Source organism: Nocardioides sp. BGA-UO-ETr-FS32, from assembly GCF_059567905.1.
In genome coordinates, this window is sequence record NZ_JCAQOX010000016.1 from 459,259 (window position 1) to 477,959 (window position 18,701).

At 71.7% G+C, this 18,701-nt stretch carries 19 protein-coding genes; 11 read left to right on the top strand and 8 right to left on the bottom strand.

Features of this window, described 5'->3' with window-relative positions:
* Positions 1-14: 14 nt before the first annotated feature.
* Positions 15-989: a non-homologous end-joining DNA ligase gene (gene ligD / locus AC57BS_RS19780; RefSeq protein ID WP_496413155.1), complete on the top strand. Its 975-nt coding sequence runs from the start codon at positions 15-17 to the stop codon at positions 987-989.
* A gap of 1 nt (position 990) precedes the next feature.
* Here ligD and AC57BS_RS19785 read toward each other — a convergent pair whose 3' ends face one another.
* On the bottom strand, positions 991-1,461 hold the full coding sequence (locus tag AC57BS_RS19785) for a hypothetical protein (RefSeq protein WP_496413156.1): 471 nt from the start codon (positions 1,459-1,461) through the stop codon (positions 991-993).
* A 230-nt stretch (positions 1,462-1,691) separates the two neighbouring features.
* On the opposite strand from AC57BS_RS19785, the gene rpe reads away from it, so the two are divergent.
* From rpe to AC57BS_RS19800, 3 genes are read left to right on the top strand one after another with little or no spacing between them, the layout of a single operon-like run.
* On the top strand, positions 1,692-2,354 hold the full coding sequence (gene rpe / locus AC57BS_RS19790) for a ribulose-phosphate 3-epimerase (protein WP_496413157.1): 663 nt from the start codon (positions 1,692-1,694) through the stop codon (positions 2,352-2,354).
* Positions 2,351-2,764, top strand: coding sequence for an MmcQ/YjbR family DNA-binding protein (locus AC57BS_RS19795; RefSeq protein WP_496413158.1), 414 nt, complete (start codon positions 2,351-2,353; stop codon positions 2,762-2,764). The genes rpe and AC57BS_RS19795 overlap by 4 nt, the downstream gene beginning before the upstream one ends.
* A 23-nt stretch (positions 2,765-2,787) precedes the next feature.
* Positions 2,788-3,252, top strand: coding sequence for a DUF427 domain-containing protein (locus tag AC57BS_RS19800; RefSeq protein ID WP_496413159.1), 465 nt, complete (start codon positions 2,788-2,790; stop codon positions 3,250-3,252).
* 24 nt (positions 3,253-3,276) lie between these two features.
* Here the strand turns inward: AC57BS_RS19800 and AC57BS_RS19805 are convergent, their stop codons facing one another.
* Both AC57BS_RS19805 and AC57BS_RS19810 read right to left on the bottom strand, forming a co-directional pair.
* Positions 3,277-3,504 carry a DUF5703 family protein gene (locus AC57BS_RS19805; protein ID WP_496413160.1) on the bottom strand — a complete coding sequence of 76 codons (228 nt, stop codon included), beginning with the start codon at positions 3,502-3,504 and terminating at the stop codon, positions 3,277-3,279.
* A 43-nt stretch (positions 3,505-3,547) separates the two neighbouring features.
* A complete protein-coding gene (locus tag AC57BS_RS19810) occupies positions 3,548-4,495 on the bottom strand; it encodes an aldo/keto reductase (protein ID WP_496413161.1) in 948 nt (315 codons plus the stop codon).
* 67 nt (positions 4,496-4,562) lie between these two features.
* Between AC57BS_RS19810 and AC57BS_RS19815 the strand changes: the two genes are divergently transcribed.
* Positions 4,563-5,384, top strand: coding sequence for an undecaprenyl-diphosphate phosphatase (locus AC57BS_RS19815; protein WP_496413162.1), 822 nt, complete (start codon positions 4,563-4,565; stop codon positions 5,382-5,384).
* On the opposite strand, the gene AC57BS_RS19820 is transcribed toward AC57BS_RS19815, so the two are convergent.
* Together AC57BS_RS19820 and corA are read right to left on the bottom strand one after the other, a co-directional pair.
* Positions 5,350-6,588 (bottom strand): MFS transporter, encoded by a 1,239-nt coding sequence (locus AC57BS_RS19820; RefSeq protein ID WP_496413163.1) that lies wholly within the window; start codon positions 6,586-6,588, stop codon positions 5,350-5,352. The genes AC57BS_RS19815 and AC57BS_RS19820 overlap by 35 nt on opposite strands.
* Positions 6,579-7,583, bottom strand: coding sequence for a magnesium/cobalt transporter CorA (gene corA / locus AC57BS_RS19825; RefSeq protein ID WP_129453960.1), 1,005 nt, complete (start codon positions 7,581-7,583; stop codon positions 6,579-6,581). The genes AC57BS_RS19820 and corA overlap by 10 nt, the downstream gene beginning before the upstream one ends.
* Positions 7,584-7,615: 32 nt before the next feature.
* Between corA and AC57BS_RS19830 the strand changes: the two genes are divergently transcribed.
* The 4 genes from AC57BS_RS19830 to mshC all read left to right on the top strand — a co-directional run bounded on the left by AC57BS_RS19830 (position 7,616) and on the right by mshC (position 11,145).
* On the top strand, positions 7,616-8,332 hold the full coding sequence (locus AC57BS_RS19830) for a histidine phosphatase family protein (protein ID WP_496413164.1): 717 nt from the start codon (positions 7,616-7,618) through the stop codon (positions 8,330-8,332).
* Between the two features lie 10 nt (positions 8,333-8,342).
* On the top strand, positions 8,343-8,927 hold the full coding sequence (locus tag AC57BS_RS19835) for a DUF3090 domain-containing protein (protein ID WP_496413165.1): 585 nt from the start codon (positions 8,343-8,345) through the stop codon (positions 8,925-8,927).
* Entirely contained in the window at positions 8,917-9,705 is a 789-nt protein-coding gene (locus AC57BS_RS19840; RefSeq protein WP_496413166.1) for an SCO1664 family protein, read from the top strand. The genes AC57BS_RS19835 and AC57BS_RS19840 overlap by 11 nt, the downstream gene beginning before the upstream one ends.
* 201 nt (positions 9,706-9,906) lie before the next feature.
* Entirely contained in the window at positions 9,907-11,145 is a 1,239-nt protein-coding gene (gene mshC, locus AC57BS_RS19845) for a cysteine--1-D-myo-inosityl 2-amino-2-deoxy-alpha-D-glucopyranoside ligase (RefSeq protein WP_496413167.1), read from the top strand.
* A 246-nt stretch (positions 11,146-11,391) separates the two neighbouring features.
* Here the strand turns inward: mshC and AC57BS_RS19850 are convergent, their stop codons facing one another.
* Positions 11,392-12,237, bottom strand: a complete 846-nt coding sequence (locus AC57BS_RS19850) for a PAC2 family protein (RefSeq protein ID WP_496413168.1) — start codon at positions 12,235-12,237, stop codon at positions 11,392-11,394.
* Between the two features lie 208 nt (positions 12,238-12,445).
* Between AC57BS_RS19850 and metH the strand changes: the two genes are divergently transcribed.
* Positions 12,446-16,123, top strand: coding sequence for a methionine synthase (gene metH, locus AC57BS_RS19855; RefSeq protein ID WP_496413235.1), 3,678 nt, complete (start codon positions 12,446-12,448; stop codon positions 16,121-16,123).
* A gap of 19 nt (positions 16,124-16,142) precedes the next feature.
* On the opposite strand, the gene AC57BS_RS19860 is transcribed toward metH, so the two are convergent.
* Positions 16,143-16,562 (bottom strand): hypothetical protein, encoded by a 420-nt coding sequence (locus AC57BS_RS19860; RefSeq protein WP_496413236.1) that lies wholly within the window; start codon positions 16,560-16,562, stop codon positions 16,143-16,145.
* A complete protein-coding gene (locus AC57BS_RS19865; RefSeq protein ID WP_496413169.1) occupies positions 16,444-17,826 on the bottom strand; it encodes an ABC1 kinase family protein in 1,383 nt (460 codons plus the stop codon). Before AC57BS_RS19865 ends, AC57BS_RS19860 begins: the two co-directional genes overlap by 119 nt.
* 126 nt (positions 17,827-17,952) lie before the next feature.
* Here AC57BS_RS19865 and AC57BS_RS19870 point away from each other — a divergent pair, with 126 nt between their 5' ends.
* Positions 17,953-18,663 carry an HAD family hydrolase gene (locus AC57BS_RS19870; protein WP_496413170.1) on the top strand — a complete coding sequence of 237 codons (711 nt, stop codon included), beginning with the start codon at positions 17,953-17,955 and terminating at the stop codon, positions 18,661-18,663.
* Positions 18,664-18,701: the final 38 nt, after the last annotated feature.

Sequence of the window (18,701 nt, forward strand, 5' to 3'; positions counted from 1 at the left end):
GCTAGGGTCGAGGCGTGGCGTCGCCGTTCATCGAGATCGAGGTCGACGACCGCGTCGTCAAGGTCACCAACCCGGACCGGGTCTACTTCCCGCCGTCCGACGCGTCACCGACCGGGGCGACCAAGCTCGACCTCGTCCAGTACTACCTCGCCGTCGGCGACGGCATCGTCAACGCGCTCTACGAGCGCCCGTGCATGCTGCACCGCTTCCCCAAGGGCCTGGCGGGCGACAAGGTGCACCAGAAGCGCCTGCCTGCCGGTGCGCCCGACTGGGTCGAGACGGTGCAGCTGTTCTTCCCGCGCTGGAAGCGCACCGCCGACGAGCTCTGCGTGACCGAGCTGGGCAGCGTGATCTGGGCGGTCCAGATGTCGACGGTCGAGTTCCACCCGTGGAACAGCCGCCGCGCGGACACCGAGAAGCCCGACGAGTGGCGCATCGACCTCGACCCCGGCCCCGAGTGCGACTGGGCGACGGTCCAGCGGGTCGCGCACGTCACCCACGAGGTGCTCGACGAGCTCGGCGCCGTCGGCTTCCCGAAGACCAGCGGCGGCTCGGGCCTGCACGTCTACGTACGGATCCCGCCCGACCACGGCTTCCAGGACGTACGCCGCGCGGCCTTGGCGTTCGCGCGCGAGGTCGAGCGCCGGGCCGGGGGAGAGGTGACCACGGCGTGGTGGCGCAAGGACCGGGACCCCGCCCAGCTGTTCGTCGACTACAACCAGAACGCCCGCGACCACACGATCGCCGCGGCGTACTCGGTGCGCGGGGTCCCTGAGGCGCGGGTGTCGGCCCCGGTGCGCTGGGCCGAGATCGACGCCTGCGTGCCCGACGACTTCACGATGTTCACCATGCCCGGGCGGTTCGACGAGATCGGCGACCTGCACGCCGACATCGACGACCACCCCTTCGACATCGCTCCGCTGCTGGAGTGGGCGGACCGTGACGAGGCGGAGGGGGCGGACCCACCGCCCGAGCCCGACGCGGAGTAGGTCAGCGCGGGGCGCGGACCCGGTCGTCCAGCAGCGTCGCGGCGGCGGCAGCGAGCACACCCTCGGCACACAACGTGGGTGCAGCCAGGAGGAAGACCTCCCGGTCGTACCCCTCGACCTCGTCGATGCCGGGGTGCTCCAGGAGCCTGTCGGCCAGGTCGAGCCCGGCGCCGTCGTCGGTGTCGTCGTAGTGCACCCGGGCGTCGTCGTAGACCCCCAGGTTCCAGGTGAGGACCGCGTCTGCGCCGGGCGGCTGCTCGTCCGCCGAGGCGGGTCGGACGGAGAGGCCACCGGGTCCCAGCAGGTCCGCCACCGTCGCGGACGGCTCGTCGTCCATCGCCAGTGCGACGGCGAACGGAACCACCTGTGCCAGCAGTGCGTCGTCGAGGTGTCGTGGGCAGGTGCAGTGCGGCGGGGTGGGTGGCTGCCACGCCGGACGAGCCGGCTCGCGGCGGCGGGAGAAGAGGCCCATGCCGGCATCCTCGCGCCGGACCGCCGTCGGTGTCCCGGGAACGGGCACTGCCCGTGCACAGACGGCCTCACCGTCGCCCCGCAGGCCTCCATCGACGACCACCTGCTCGACGTGTACGCCGTGATCAGGGCCGGCTGCGCGACCGCGTCTACGTCGCCCTGCACGTCGTCGTCCCTGCTCGGAGCCGTGCCGCGCGACTGGACGGCGGGCGCAGTCACTAGGCTCGTCCCGTGGGCATCCAGATCACGCCGAGCATCCTCAACGCCGACCTGTCGCGTCTCGCCGACGAGGTCGCCCGCATCCCCAGCGCCGACTGGGTGCACGTCGACGTGATGGACAACCACTTCGTTCCCAACCTCACCCTGGGCCTGCCGGTGATCGAGGCGCTCAGCAAGCACGCCAGCCAACCCCTCGACGCGCACCTGATGATCGAGGACGCCGACCGGTGGGCACCGGCGTACGCCGAGGCGGGCTGCGGGTCCGTCACCTTCCACGTCGAGGCCGCTCAGGCACCCGTACGCCTCGCCCGCGAGATCCGCGCGCGGGGTGCGCGCGCGTCGATGGCGCTCAAGCCGGCGACCCCGATCGAGCCCTACGAAGCGCTGCTGCCCGAGCTCGACATGGTCCTGATCATGACCGTCGAGCCCGGCTTCGGCGGGCAGAAGTTCCTGGACCTGTGCCTGCCCAAGATCCGCACCGCTCGCGACCTGATGCGCAAGCACGGTGTCGAGACCTGGCTCCAGGTCGACGGCGGGGTCTCGCTGGAGACCATCGAGCGCTGCGCGGAGGCCGGCGCCGACGTGTTCGTGGCGGGCTCCGCGGTCTACTCCGCCGACGACCCGGACGCGATGGTGCAGGCGCTCAAGGCGAAGGCCGAGGCCGCGGCCACGTGAGTCGCCGGGCGACGGTCGACGACCTCCACGCCACCGCGCGGGGGATGCCGCACGTGACCGTCCACCGCCCGGAGAAGAACCCGGTCTACCAGGTGGGCGGCAAGTCCTTCGTCTTCTTCCGTACGCCGCGTCCCGACGCGGTCGACCCGGACACAGGGGCGCGCTACGACGACGTCGTGGTGATCTGGGTGGCATCCGAGGGGGACAAGCAGGCGCTGCTCCAGGACGAGGGCCTCCCGTTCTTCACCACCGCCCACTTCGACGGTCACCCCTCGGTGCTCCTGCGCGCCTCGCGCGTGGGGGAGATGGAGGCCGACGAGCTCGTGGAGATCGTCGAGGAGGCCTGGCTCGCGCAGGCGTCGGAGCGCCGCGGGCGGGCCTGGCTCGCCTCGCGCGGCCTCGAGCCGTAGGTCCGGTCCGTAGATTGGCTCACATGACCGAGTCCGTGTGGGACTACCCCCGACCGCCGCGGGTCGAGCCGAGCACCGAGCACGTCGTCGTGACGCACGCCGGCGTCGTACTCGCCGACACCGCGTCCAGCCTGCGGGTGCTCGAGACCAGCCACCCGCCGACCTACTACCTCCCGCACGACGCGTTCGCGGAGGGCGTGCTGCGCCCGGCGGAGGGCGCCTCGTGGTGCGAGTGGAAGGGACAGGCGGCCTACTTCGACCTCGTGGTGGGCGAGGAGGTGCTGCCCGCGGTGGCATGGACCTACCCGAGCCCGTCGAAGGGCTTCGAGCAGCTCGTGGACCACGTCGCCCTCTACCCGGGCCGGGTGGACCGGTGCACCGTCGACGACGAGGTCGTCGAGCCGCAGCCGGGCAGCTTCTACGGCGGCTGGATCACCTCACGGGTGACCGGTCCGTTCAAGGGCGTCCCGGGCTCGTCCGGCTGGTAGCCGCGCTCGACCAGCAGTCGGCGCTCAGCCGGCGAACAGGGTGAGCCGCTGGCGGATGATCTTGCGGCGCAGCACCACGCGCCGCATGCCGTCGTTGCCGATGCGCAACCGGTCGAGCTCCCAGCCGCCGTGCTCGGCGCGTTCGACGAGCACGCGCGTGACGACGTTGCGGGAGAACTCCTGGGGGAGCACGAGCGTCTCGAACTCCCACTCCACCCCGCGGGCCGGCGGGCGTCGCTGGATCCTGGCCAAGGGTTGTCTCCCGTCTCGCAGAAAGTGTGTGGAGGGTGGGGCGTCAGTCGGCGGACACGTCGTCGAGGGCGGCGACGATCTCGGGCGGCAGGGTGAGCTCCTCGATGCCGAGGGCTCCGTCGAGCTGGGCGGCCGTACGCGCTCCGACGATCGGGGCGCTGACCCCGGGCCGGTCGCGCACCCACACGAGCGAGACCTCCAGCGGCGACCAGCCGAGCCCGTCGGCGGCGCGGGCGACGGCCTCGACGATGCCGCGGGCGCGCTCGTCGAGGTAGACCCCGACGAACCGTGCGAAGTGCTCGGTGGCGGCGCGCGAGTCCGACGGCGTACCGGTGCGGTACTTGCCCGTCAGCACCCCGCGACCGAGGGGCGACCAGGGCAGGACGCCGAGACCGAGGGCCTGGGCGGCCGGCACGACCTCGTGCTCGACCTGGCGGTTGAGCAGCGAGTACTCGACCTGCGTCGAGGCCAGCGGGACCCGGCCGGGGACCGCGCGCTGCCACGTGGCGGCCTGGGCGGTCTGCCAGCCGGTGTAGTTGGAGATCCCGACGTAGGACGCGCGTCCCGAGGTCACCGCGAGGTCGAGGGCGTGCAGCGTCTCCTCGACCGGGGTCTCGTCGGTCCACACGTGGACCTGCCACAGGTCGACGTGGTCGACGCCGAGCCGCTTCAGGGACGCGTCCAGCGTGGTGAGGAGGTTGCCACGGGACGTGTTGGTGACGCGCTCGCCCGTACGCCGCGAGATGCCGGCCTTGGTCGCCAGGACGATCTCGTCGCGGGCGACGACGTCGCCGATGAGCGTGCCGATCAGCTCCTCGCTGGCACCGTCCCCGTAGCCGGCCGCGGTGTCGAGCAGGGTTCCGCCCGCCTCGGCGAAGGCGATGAGCTGGTCACGCGCCTCGTGCTCGTCGGTGTCACGGCCCCAGGTCATGGTGCCGAGGCCGAGCCGGGACACCTTGAGGCCGGTCGCGCCGAGGGAACGCTGCTGCATGGGGGTGAGAGTAGCCACGGGGCCTGCGCCGGTGGCACGGGACGCGCCCGTAGGCTCACCCCCTGTGATGGATCTCCTCAAAGCCGTCGTCCTCGGAGTGATCCAGGGGCTGACCGAGTTCCTGCCGATCTCGAGCAGTGCGCACCTGCGGATCTTCCCCGAGCTCTTCGGCTGGGGCGACCCGGGCGCGGCGTTCACCGCGGTGATCCAGATCGGCACCGAGCTCGCCGTGCTGATCTACTTCCGCAAGGACATCTGGCGCATCGGGACCGCCTGGGTGCGCTCGCTGTTCCAGGCGGAGTACCGCGGCACCCTCGACTCGCGGATGGGTTGGTTCATCATCGTCGGCTCGCTGCCGATCGTGGTGCTCGGCGTGCTCCTCAAGGACATCATCGAGGAGGACTTCCGCAACCTCTGGATCATCGGCACCACCTTGATCGTGATGGGCGTCGTGCTCGGGGTCGCCGACCGCATCGGGCGTACGGACCGGCCGCTGGGCAAGATCACGATGAGGGACGCCGTGCTCATGGGCGCCGCGCAGGCCCTCGCACTCATCCCGGGTGTCTCCCGCTCGGGCGCGACGATCTCGATGGGCCGCTTCCTCGGGTTCGAGCGCGAGGCCGCCACCCGGTTCGCCTTCCTGCTCGCGATCCCCGCGGTGGTCGGGGCCGGTCTGTTCGAGCTGAGGGAGATCCCGAACGGGCACAACGACTTCGGCTGGGGCCCGACCATCACCGCGACGGTGGTCTCGTTCGTCGTCGGGTACGCCGCGATCGCCTGGCTGCTGCGCTACGTCAGCACCCGGTCCTACACGCCGTTCGTCATCTACCGGATCCTGCTCGGCGCGGGCACGCTCATCCTGCTCGGTGCAGGCGTGCTGACCGCCTGAACGTGTCGGCCAGCAGCACCAGCGCCGCGAGCTGGCTGAGTGCGACCACCAGCACGAGCAACGGCAGCGAGCGCTCGTAGAGCCACCCGGCGGTGACCCCGCCGACGATCGCGAACAGGCCCTGGACACCTGCGAAGACGCCGTACGCCGTGGCGCGCCGCGGCGCCTCCACGAGGTCGGCGACCACGGCCTTGACCGTCGAGTCCTGGACGCCCTGGGCGATGCCCCAGGCCACGACTCCCGCCAGCACGGCGCCGAGCGCGGAGCCCAAGGCGAGTGCGGGGACCAGCGCGACCAGCACGGGGACCACGAGCAGCACCCGGGTGCCGGTGCGGTCGTAGACCGCCCCCACGACCAGCGCGGCGACCGCCTCGACGGCCATCGCGGCGGCGTACACGACGGGTACGGCCGCGACCGGCAGCAGCCCCTCGACGGTCAGGTGGTAGCCGATGATCCCGAAGGTCACCAGCGCGCCGGTGGTGAGCGAGGCCGCCACGGCGTAGCGGAAGAAGTCGCCCGACAGCCCGGCTCCGACCGCCTCGGCCCACCAGCCGCGGCGGGGCACCGACGGGTCGGCCGGCGCGGCGCGCGCCACGTCGTACGCGCCGGGGTCGGGCACGCGACGGCGCAGGGCCACCAGCAGCACCATGGCGATCGCGCCCGGGACGGCGAGCACGGCCATGCCGGCCCAGATCGACGCGACCGCGACGACGCCCGCGACCAGCAGCGGGCCGGCGAAGGCGCCGACCTGGTCGAGCGCCTTGTGCACGCCGAAGCCGCGGCCTCGGCCCACGGCAGACGCCACGTGGGCGAGCAGGGCCGACTTCGACGGCGAGCGGATCGCCTTGCCCAGGCGCTCGAGGAGGATCAGCGTCGCGGCGAAGGCCAGCCCTGCGGCACCCAGCCGTGGTGCGAGTGCCAGCAACGGGACGCAGACGGCGGTGAGGCCGTAGCCGAGGATCGTCAGCGTCCAGTAGCGCCCGGTCCGGTCGGCGAGCGGGCCGAACGCGAGCCGAGCCACCAGCGCGACGGCCTCGCCCGCACCGGTCACGAGGCCGACGACGACCGCGGAGGCGCCCAGGGCGGCGAGGAGCGGCCCGTAGACCGAGCGGGCGCCCTCGTAGACCATGTCGGCGGCCAGGCTGACGAAGCCGAACCACCACACCACCCGCCAGGCTGTCGGAGCCGGTCGGGTCACAGCCACCCGGACTTCTTGAACAGCGCGAACAGCCCCGCCGCGACGCCGGCCATCAGCGCCATCGCGAACGGATAGCCGTAGGTCCAGTGCAGCTCGGGCATGTGGTCGAAGTTCATCCCGTAGATCCCGGCGATCAGCGTCGGCACGACGACGAGCGCCGCCCCGGCCGAGATCTTGCGCATGTCCTCGTTCTGCTGGACCGAGATGCGGGCGAGGTGGCCGTCGAAGGCGGTGGACAGCAGGATGTCCAGGTTGTCGATGACCTCCGAGACGCGCTGCAGGTGGTCGGCCACGTCGCGGAAGTAGGTCGCGGTCTCGGCCGTGATCGGGATCGGCGTGCGGATCGTCGGGACGGTGTCGGAGTGCAGCGAGAACTTCCGCATCGGCTCGCGCAGCGGCATGACTGCGCGGCGCACCTCGGCGATCTCGCGCTTGAGGACGTAGATGCGGTTCGCGTCGTCGGTGCGGGCGGGGGAGAAGACCGACTCCTCGACCTCGTCGACGTCCTCCTCGAGCGCGGCGCCGACCCGTTCGTACTCGTCGACGACGCGGTCGCAGATGGCGTACATGACCCCCATCGGGCCGTGCTCGAGCACCTGGGCCCGCTCCTCGAGGTCGCGGCGCGAGTCGGCGAGGTCGATCCCCTCGCCGTGCCGGACCGTCACGACGAAGTCCGTGCCGACGAACATGTTGATCTCGCCGGTCTCGACCGCGTCCTCCTCGTCGACGTACCAGAGCGTCTTGAGCACCAGGAAGAGCGTGTCGCCGTAGTGCTCGAGCTTGGGTCGCTGGTGGGAGTCGCCCGCGTCCTCCACCGCCAGCGGGTGCAGGCCGAACGTGTCGGCGATGAGCTGGAGCTCGTCGGGGCTGGGCTCGTGGATCCCGATCCACTGGAAGTCACCGGGGTCGCACGGCACCCGCGCGTGCCCGAGGCTCTGGTCGTCGCCGTTGCCGACCGGCACCCGCTTCCCGCGGTGGTAGAGGGCGTTGTCCACGATCACGCGGTCAGGCTAGTCCTACTAGGGTCGCTTGCGTGCCCACCGTCATCCTCGTCCGCCACGGCCGTTCGACCGCCAACGCGACGGGAGTGCTCGCCGGGCGCCTGCCGGGCGTGCACCTCGACGAGGCCGGCGTGCAGCAGGCCGTCGCGGTCGGCGAGCGGCTCGCCGGCGTACGCCTCGCGGCGGCGGTGAGCAGCCCGCTCGAGCGGTGCCGGGAGACGGCACGCGAGATCACCTCGCGGCAGGCCGCTGCCCTGCGGGCGGGCACCGACAAGCAGCTCTCCGAGTGCGACTACGGCGAGTGGCAGGGGCGCGCGCTCAAGGACCTCGCCCGCGAGAAGCTCTGGAAGACGGTGCAGGCGCAGCCGTCCGCGGCCACCTTCCCGGGCGGCGAGTCGATGCGGGCGATGCAGGACCGTGCCGTCGCCGCCGTACGCCGCCACGACGCGCGTGTCGCCGCCGAGCACGGCGCGGACGCGGTGTGGCTGGCCGTCAGCCACGGTGACGTGATCAAGTCGATCCTCGCCGACGCGCTCGGCACGCACCTCGACCTCTTCCAGCGCATCCACGTCGACCCGGCGTCGGTGTCGATCGTGCGCTACGCCGAGTCGCGGCCCTTCGTGCTCGGCACCAACACCCACGCCGGCGACCTGGCCTGGCTGACCCCGCCGCGCAAGAAGGCGCGCGGTCGGAGGCGTACGGACGCCGAGGTGGGTGGAGGCGCCGGCCCCCAGACAGGCACGCCCTAGGGTGAGTGACATGCCAGTCGTGCACCGCTTCGACCCACCCGAGCGCTTCGTCGCCGGCACCGTTGGCGAGCCCGGCCAGCGCACGTTCTTCCTCCAGGCGCGTGAGGGAACCCGCCTCGTCAGCGTCTCGCTGGAGAAGCAGCAGGTGCAGGCGCTGGCCGAGCGGATCGACGAGCTCCTCGACGAGCTGATGCGTGCCGCCGGTGACGACGTGCTGATCCCGGCCATCGCCCCGCGCGACCTCGCCGACGGCCAGCCGCTCGAGCAGCCCATCGAGGAGGAGTTCCGCGCCGGCACCATGACCCTGTCGTGGGACGGCACCGACGAGCGCGTGGTGATAGAGGTCTTCCCGTTCACCGAGGCCGCCGTCGTCTCGCCCGAGCAGCTGCAGGAGGACCTCGAGGACCTCCTCGAGCCGGAGCCCGAGGAGATCTTCCTCGTCCGGATCACCGCGGCCTCGGCCCGGTCGTTCGTGGAGCGGGCGCTGTCCGTCATCGGCGCGGGCCGACCCGACTGCCCGTTCTGTGGCGAGCCGGTCGACCCCGACGGGCACCTGTGCGTCCGTGCCAACGGCTTCCGGCGCCGTGACCCCTGACCCAGGGCTCCAGCCCCCAGCGGGCGTCCCCACCGGTGACCTGACGCTGCACGGCCGTGTCCTGCCCGCCTCCAACGCCACCTTCGTCGGCGAGATCAGCGGCGTCCGGGTGGTCTACAAGCCGGTCGCGGGGGAGCGGCCGCTCTGGGACTTCCCCGACGGGACGCTGGCCCCCCGCGAGGTCGGCGCGTACGTCGTCTCCGAGGCCCTCGGCTGGGACATCGTGCCGCCGACAGTCCTCGGCGAGGGACCTCACGGCCCGGGGATGGTGCAGCTGTGGCGCGACGAGGTCGAGGACGTCTCACCCGTCGACATCGTCGCCGAGGGCCAGGTGCCCGACGGCTTCCGGCACGTCTTCGACGGCCTCGACGCCCACGACCAGGCGGTCTCGCTCGTCCACGAGGACAGCGAGGCGCTCCGCCGGATGGCGCTCTTCGACGTGGTGGTCAACAACGCCGACCGCAAGGGCGGCCACGTCCTCCCGATGCCCGACGGGCACCGCCACGGCGTGGACCACGGCCTGACCTTCCACGTCGAGCACAAGCTGCGCACCGTGCTGTGGGGCTTCGTCGGCGAGCCGATCTCGCCCGACGAGCTCGACGGGCTCCGCCGGCTCTCTGCCGCACTGGCCGGCGACCTGGGCACGACGCTCTCCGGGCTGGTGACCGAGAACGAGCTGGCCACCACCGAGCGACGGCTCGCGCGGCTGCTGGCCCGCGGGGAGTTCCCCGCGCCCGCCACCTCGGCGTACCCCGTCATCCCCTGGCCACCGTTCTGAGCCCGGCAGTCGTCGGCGAGGCGGCGTCCTGAGTGCCCGTGAGGGACGATCGGGCGTATCGAAGGGAACGAGCCGGCGGCGTGGGCCGGGCCAGATCGAGTAGCCCCGCGGGCGAGGGACGAGCCCGCGCGAGGGCGTATCGAGATCAGGGCGTGCCACGTGGCGGTGAGACCTTCCCGACCGGCCGATAGGCTGCGCCGCATGCGTGCCTGGTCGTCGCCCGACGTTCCCCGACTGCCCCTGACGGGCCCCGTCGTGCGGGTGCACGACACCGCGAGCAACACCCTCGTCGAGACGCGCCCCGAGGGGCCGGCCAGGCTCTACGTCTGCGGCATCACGCCCTATGACGCCACCCACATGGGCCACGCGGCGACCTACGTCGGCTTCGACCTCCTCAACCGCGCCTGGCGCAACGCCGGCCACGACGTGACCTACGTCCAGAACGTCACCGACGTCGACGACCCGCTGCTCGAGCGCGCCGACAAGGTCAAGGTCGACTGGACCGAGCTCGCCGAGCGCGAGACCCAGCTGTTCCGCGACGACATGGAGGCGCTCCGCGTCCTGCCGCCGGCGCACTACATCGGCGCCGTCGAGTCGATCCCGCAGGTCATCGACCTCATCCAGCTGCTCGAGGAGGCCGGCGCGGTCTACCGCGTCGACGACGACCTCTACTTCTCCGTCACCGCCGACGACGCGTTCGGCTCGGTCTCGGGGCTCGACCGGGCCGAGATGCTCGAGATCTTCCCGGAGCGCGGGGGAGACCCCGACCGCGCGGGCAAGAAGGACCCCCTCGACTGCCTGCTGTGGCGCGCCGAGCGTCCCGGCGAGCCCGCCTGGGACAGCCCGTGGGGCCCCGGCCGTCCCGGCTGGCACGTCGAGTGCACCGCCATCGCGCTCGACCACCTCGGCACTGCGTTCGACGTCCAGGGCGGGGGCAGCGACCTGGTCTTCCCGCACCACGAGATGTCGGCCGGCGAGGCGCAAGTGGCGCACCCGGGGCAGCGGTTCGCCCGGGCCTACACCCACGCCGGCATGGTCGCCTACGACGGCGAGAAGATGTCGAAGTCCAAGGGCAACCTCGTCTTCGTCTCCGCGCTGCGGATGAGCGAGGTGGACCCGATGGCCATCCGGCTCGTGCTGCTGCGCCACCACTACCGCAGCGACTGGGAGTGGACCGACGACCAGCTCTGGGACGCCGTCGACACCCTCGCCACGTGGCGCCGGGCCCTGGCCCTCGGGTACGGCGCTCCCTCCGGTCCCGTGGTCGAGCGGGTCCTGGCGGCGCTGGCCGACGACCTCGACGCCCCCACCGCGGTGCGGGTGGTGCAGGAGTGGGTCGAGGCCACGCTCGGCACCACCGGGCTCGCCGACACCTCCGACCACGAGGCCGCGGCGACGGTCCACCGCCTCCTCGACGCCGCCCTGGGCCTGTCGCTCTGACGTACGCCGCGCCCGTGGGCGGTGGCTGAGCGACGTTTCGGGCGCGCCGGAGGTGGGTGGGGCACCGCTGGGTCTGGCGGTGCGTGGGGCAGGTTCTCGCGCCCAGAACATGTCTCACTCACCACCGGGCGGCGTGTCGGCGTACGCCGCGCCCGTGGGCGGTGGCTGAGCGACGCTTCGGGCGCGCCGAATGTGGGTGGGGCACCGCCAAGCGGCGTGTCGGCGTACGCCACCGCCCGCCGAGGCTCAGTCGGTGTCGCGCCGCTTGAGGTAGCGCTCGAACTCCCGCGCGATGGCTTCGCCGCTCGCCTCGGGGAGGTCGGCGGTGTCGCGGGTCTCCTCGAGCGCGCGGACGTAGTCGGCGACGTCCTCGTCCTCGGCGGCGAGCTCGTCGACACCGCGCTCCCAGGCCTTGGCGTCCTCGGGGAGCTCGCCGAGCGGCATCGGCGCCTGCAGCAGCTCCTCGAGGTGGCCGAGGAGCGCGAGCGTGGCCTTGGGGCAGGGCGGCTGCGCGACGTAGTGGGGCACGGCCGCCCAGTAGGACACCGCGGGGATGTCGAGCTGGGTGCACGCGTCGTTGAAGACGCCGACGATTCCGGTCGGCCCCTCGTAGGTCGACTGCTCGAGGTCGAGCCGGTCGACGAGCTCGGGCTCCGTGGCCGTGCCGGTGACCGGGATCGGCCGCGTGTGGGGGGTGTCGGCGAGCAGGGCGCCCAGCGTCACGACCAGCTCGGCGCCGAGGTCGTCGCAGGCGGCGAGGAGCTCGGCGCAGAACTGGCGCCACTTCATGTTGGGCTCGATGCCGCGCACGAGGATGACGTCGCGGTCGAGCTCCGCCGGGCGGGCGACGGCGATGCGCGTGGTCGGCCAGGTGAGCCGGCGGTGGCCGTGGTGGTCGGTGCCGATCACCGGGCGGTTGACCTGGAAGTCGTAGAACTCCTCGGGGTCGATCGCGCCGATGACCTCCGCCTTCCACTGCTCGATGAGGTGGTCGACCAGCCCGGAGGCAGCGTCGGCCGCGTCGTTCCATCCCTCGAAGGCGGCGATCACCACGGGGGAGACCAGGTCCTGCACGTCGTCGAACTCGATCACCAGCCCAGCCTAGGGCGCGAGGCCCAGTGGGCTGCCGTGATTTCGCTGCCTGACGCGCCGAGTGCCACCATGTGGGAATCCGGTCCGCGATTCGGACGACGTTCCTAGGCTGGCACCCTTGCCACCCGAGAGGAGCCACGCACCAGTGGAGCCGCAGCACCGACCAGATGCCACCGATGCCCTCACGGCGATCCTCGCCGAGCGGATCATGGTGCTCGACGGCGCGATGGGCACGGCGATCCAGCGCGACCGCCCTGACGAGGCGGGATACCGCGGCGAGCGCTTCGCCGACCATCCCAGCGACCTGGTCGGCAACAACGACCTGCTCACGATCACGCAGCCGCAGATCATCCGGACGATCCACGAGGAGTACCTCGCGGCGGGCGCCGACGTCATCGAGACCAACACGTTCAACGCCAACGCGATCTCGCTCGCCGACTACGGCCTCGAGGAGCTGGCCTACGAGCTCAACTACGAGGCCGCGCGACTGGCCCGCCAGGCGGCCGACGCCGTCGGGACGGCCGAGCGGCCGCGCTGGGTCGCCGGTGCGCTCGGCCCGACCACGCGTACGGCCTCGATCTCGCCCGACGTCAACGACCCGGGCGCGCGCAACGTGACCTTCGACCAGCTCGCCGACGCCTACCTCGTCGCCGCCCGCGGACTCGTCGACGGCGGGTCCGACCTGCTGATGATCGAGACGATCTTCGACACCCTCAACGCCAAGGCGGCCATCTTCGCCGTCGAGACGCTGTTCGAGGAGCAGGGACGCCGCTGGCCGGTCATCATCTCCGGCACCATCACCGACGCGTCCGGCCGGACGCTCTCGGGCCAGGTGACCGAGGCGTTCTGGGACTCCGTACGCCACGCGCGCCCGCTCGCCGTCGGCCTCAACTGCGCGCTCGGGGCCCGCGACATGCGCCCCTACGTGGCCGAGCTGTCCAGGCTCGCCGACTCGTTCGTCAGCGTCTACCCCAACGCCGGGCTGCCCAACGCGTTCGGCGAGTACGACGAGACGCCCGACCAGACGGCGGCGGTCCTGGCCGAGTTCGCCGAGGCCGGCTTCCTCAACCTCGTCGGCGGGTGCTGCGGCACCACCCCCGACCACATCGCCGCGATCGCGCAGGCCGTCGACGGCAAGTCGCGTCGGGAGCCCGTGGCGCACCAGCCGGTCATGCGGCTCGCCGGGCTGGAGCCGCTGACGATCACCGAGGAGAGCCTCTTCGTCAACGTCGGCGAGCGCACCAACATCACCGGGTCCGCGCGCTTCCGCAAGCTGATCAAGGACGGCGACTACGACACCGCGCTCAGCGTCGCCGCCCAGCAGGTCGAGGCCGGCGCCCAGGTCATCGACGTCAACATGGACGAGGGCATGATCGACGGCGTCGCCGCGATGGACCGCTTCCTCAAGCTGATCGCGTCCGAGCCCGACATCAGCCGCGTGCCGGTGATGGTCGACTCCTCCAAGTGGGAGGTCATCGAGGCCGGGCTCAAGTGCGTGCAGGGCAAGGCGATCGTCAACTCCATCTCCATGAAGGAGGGCGAGCAGGCCTTCCGCGATCAGGCCCGCCTGTGCCGCAAGTACGGTGCCGCCGTCGTGGTCATGGCCTTCGACGAGGACGGCCAGGCCGACAACCTCGAGCGTCGCAAGGCGATCTGCGAGCGGGCCTACCGGATCCTCGTCGACGAGGTCGGGTTCCCGCCCGAGGACATCATCTTCGACCCCAACGTCTTCGCGGTCGCGACGGGCATCGAGGAGCACGCCACCTACGGCGAGGACTTCATCGAGGCGACCCGCTGGATCAAGCAGAACCTGCCGGGCGCCAAGGTCAGCGGCGGCATCTCCAACGTGTCGTTCTCCTTCCGCGGCAACAACCCGGTCCGCGAGGCGATCCACGCCGTCTTCCTCTACCACGCGATCCGGGCCGGCCTCGACATGGGCATCGTCAACGCCGGCGCCCTGGTGGTCTACGACGAGGTCGACCCGGAGCTGCGCGAACGCATCGAGGACGTCGTGCTCAACCGACGGCCCGACGCCGCCGAGCGCCTGCTCGAGGTCGCCGAGGCGCACAACCGCTCGGCCGAGGCCGAGGAGGCTGCCGAGGACGAGTGGCGCGCGCTGCCCATCGGCGAGCGGATCACCCACGCCCTGGTGAAGGGCATCGACGCGCACGTCGAGTCCGACACCGAGGTCCTGCGCCAGGAGATCGCCGCGCGCGGCGGCCGCCCGATCGAGGTCATCGAGGGCCCGCTGATGGACGGGATGAACGTCGTCGGCGACCTCTTCGGTGCCGGCAAGATGTTCCTCCCGCAGGTCGTCAAGAGCGCTCGCGTGATGAAGAAGGCCGTGGCCTACCTGATCCCCTTCATCGAGCAGGAGAAGCTCGACAACCCCGAGCTCGCGACCGCCAAGGACACCAACGGCACGATCGTCATGGCGACCGTCAAGGGCGACGTCCACGACATCGGCAAGAACATCGTGGGCGTGGTCCTGCAGTGCAACAACTACGAGGTCGTCGACCTCGGGGTCATGGTCCCGGCGCAGAAGATCCTCGACACCGCCGCCGAGGTCGGTGCCGACATCATCGGGCTGTCCGGGCTCATCACGCCCTCGCTCGACGAGATGGTCAACTTCGCCACCGAGATGCAGCGCCAGGGCCTCACGATCCCGCTGCTGATCGGCGGGGCCACCACCTCGCGCGCGCACACCGCGGTCAAGGTCGACCCCAAGTACGACGGCCCCGTCGTCTGGGTCAAGGACGCCTCGCGCTCCGTGCCCACGGCCGCCGCTCTGCTCCACGAGACCGGTCGCGCGAAGCTCATGGCCGACGTGCAGGCCGACTTCGACTCGCTGCGCACCCGCCACTCCGCCAAGACCGACCGCCCGATGGTCACCCTGGAGCAGGCGCGCGCCAACGCGACGCCCATGGACTGGAGCGACTACCAGCCGCCGGTGCCGCAGCAGCTGCGGCAGGACCGCGAGCACGTACGGGTGCTGCGCGACCACGACCTGTCGGTCCTGCGCGGCTACATCGACTGGCAGCCGTTCTTCAACGCCTGGGAGATGAAGGGCGCCTTCCCCGACATCCTCAACAACCCCAGCTCCGGCCCTGCCGCGCGCAAGCTCTATGACGACGCCCAGGAGATGCTCGACCGGATGGTCGAGGAGAAGTGGATCAGCGCCCACGGCGTGATCGGGTTCTTCCCCGCCAACAGCGTCGGTGACGACGTGGAGCTCTACCTCGACGACGACCGCAGCCGCGTGCACGCCACGCTGCGCCACCTGCGGCAGCAGGGCCAGCACCGCAGCGGGGTGCCCAACCGCGCGCTGGCCGACTTCGTCGCCCCGAAGGAGACCGGCCTGCGCGACCACGTGGGTGCGTTCGCCGTGACGGCCGGCGACGGCCTCTCGGAGCGGGTCGCGGCCTTCCGCGCCGAGCTCGACGACTACAACGCCATCCTGCTCGAGTCGCTCGCCGACCGGCTCGCCGAGGCGTTCGCCGAGCACCTGCACGAGCAGGTCCGCAAGGAGCACTGGGGCTACGCACCCGACGAGCAGCTCGACAACGTCGGGCTCATCAAGGAGCAGTACGACGGCATCCGGCCGGCGCCCGGCTATCCCGCGTGCCCCGAGCACACCGAGAAGCAGACGCTCTGGGAGCTGCTCGACGTGGAGCAGCACACCGGAATCAGGCTCACGGAGTCGATGGCGATGTGGCCCGGCGCCTCGGTGAGCGGCTTCTACTACTCCCACCCGCAGGCGCAGTACTTCGTCGTGGGGCGGCTCGCTCGCGACCAGGTCGCCGACTACGCCGAGCGGAAGGGCTGGACGCTGGCCGAGGCCGAGCGGTGGCTCTCGCCCAACCTCGGCTACGACCCCGAGGACTGACCCCCGCGGAGCACGACAGCTAGCGCAGGCGCATCCCGCCCTGGGGCGACGCCGTGTGCTGGGTGCGCGCGACCTTGCGGTCGGTCATGACGACCCAGACGGCCATGGCGACGCCGGCGCAGACGGCGAAGAGGAAGAACAGGATGGCGAGCCCCGGGTAGCCGAGGACCGTCCACTCCGAGGGGACACGTACGACCATCGCCGCGCCCAGGATGGTGGCGGCGATGATGATGCCCAGCGTGACGCGGTTCGCGACCCGCTGGATCACCGTGTGGAGGCGCTCCTCGTCGATGGCCTGGACCTGGATCCGGAACTCGCCGTCAGCGAGCGAGTCCATGATCCGGTTGGCCCTCGTGGGCAGCTGGGCCATGAAGGTCTTGGACTCGATCGCCGCGGCGATCAGCCCGCCGGCGGACACCTTCAGGCCGGCGGCGAAGATCTCGCTCACGTTGGTGCGGATGGCGACGGCAGGGGAGAAGCCGGGATCGAGGTGCTACGTCGCCCGATCGAGGTTGAGCAACGCCTTGCCGACCATCGACATCTCCGCCGGGGGGGCGCAGCCCGTGGTGGCCGGACAGCCGGCTGAGGTCCATGAGCACCGCGCCGACCGAGACGTCGGAGCCGGCCGCGAGGGCCTCCGAGACGAGGTGCGAGACGTCGTCCCGGAACGCAGCAGGGTCGAAGCCGTCGAGCGGGTGGCCCATCGCGGCCAGGACCACGGCGGTCTCCTCCCCGTCACCGTCGCTGATCGAGAGCAGGAGCTTGATGATGTCGTTCTGGATGCGGGGCGGCACGGATGCCGTCATCCCGAGGTCCAGCAGTGCGAGGCGGTCGTCGTCGGTGAGCAGCAGGTTGCCCGGGTGCGGGTCGGCGTGCAGCACACCGGCATCCAGGATCATGTGCAGGTAGGCGCTGAACAGCTGCTCGACGATCGGCCGCGTGTCGAGGTCCACGAGTCCCAGGCGGCCGATGTCGGTGATCTTGCGTCCCTCGACGTAGTCCATGGTGAGGATCCGCGACGTGCTGTACTCGGGCACGGGCTGGGGCACGAGCAGCAGGTCGTAGGGCGCGGTCAGCTCGCCGAAGGTCACCAGGCTGCGGGCCTCGCGGCGGTAGTCGAGCTCCCCGGCCAGCGACCGGCGGAACTGGTCGAGCAGCCTGCCGAATCCGAACGTACGTCCCGCGTCGGTGCGGTTGTCCGCCACTGATGCCAGTCGCTCCAGCACCGCCATGTCCTCGCGGACCACGTCCCGGACCCCGGGGCGCTGCACCTTCACCACGACCTCCCGACCGTTGCGCAGGACGGCTCGGTGGACCTGCCCGATCGAGGCGGCAGCCAACGGTTCCTCGGCGAACTCGCTGAACCGCTCCTTCAGGGTGGCGCCGAGCTCGGCCTCCACCACGTCGCGGACCGCGGCGAAGGGGAGCGGGTCGACGGAGTCCTGCAACCGCTCCAGAGCCGTCGTGTACGCCTGAGGGAGGAGGTCGAACCGGGTCGAGAGGAGCTGGCCGAGCTTGATGAACGTCGGGCCCATCGCCTCCAGGTCCGCGGCGAAGGCGGGCGCCCGATCGGCATCGCCGGCAGGAGCCTCGCCATCGACGTCGAACTCGTCCAGCTGGGCACCGGCGAGGAGGTCGGAGTGGCCGTGGCGGCGGACGAGTCGCGCGAGGGCGACGTACCGGTTGTCGAGCAGTCCTGTCATGGCGCAAGCATGCACGCGGAGGCGCCGGCTCGCACCGGGGGATCCGGGCAGCCGGAGTCGGCAGCACCCGCAGGCCGCCGCAGGGCGAACGGTCGGGCGGGGCCGCGCCCTCGATAGGGTTGCGCCGTGACTCCTGAGCCGCCGTCCCTGCCCGCCGCGGTTCTCTGGGACATGGACGGCACGCTCGTCGACACCGAGCCCTACTGGATCGACACCGAGTTCGCGATGGCCGAGAAGTACGGCGGCACGTGGTCGCAGGAGCACGCGATGAACCTCGTCGGCAACGCCCTGCTGGCGTCGGGCGACTACATCCGCGTGCACATGGGCATCGACCGCACGCCCCAGCAGATCGTCGACGAGCTGCTCGACGGCGTGGTGGCACGCGTCGAGGTCGAGGTGCCGTGGCGTCCGGGCGCGCGCGAGCTCCTCGCCGACCTGCACGCCCACGCGGTGCCGTGCGCCCTCGTCACGATGTCGTGGCAGCGCTTCGTCGCGCCCATCCTGGCCGAGCTGCCCGCCGACACCTTCGCCAGCGTCGTGACCGGCGACCGGGTCGAGCTCGGCAAGCCGCACCCCGAGCCGTACCTCCTCGCCGCGGCGGAGCTCGGGGTCGCTCCCGAGGTGTGTGTCGCGATCGAGGACTCCAACACCGGCGCCAAGTCCGCGGTCGCCGCCGGGTGCACCGTGGTGTGCGTGCCCAACCACGTCCCGATCCTCGAGGGGGAGCGGCGGGTCTTCGCCGAGTCCCTGTCGGGCCTCGACGCGGCCGGCGTCGCCGCGCTCGTGGACCTGCCCGTGGACGTCCACGCCGGCCGGCCGGGTGCGATCGACACGTGACCCGACCGTGACCATGTTGCTGTGGCCCGGCTCACTTC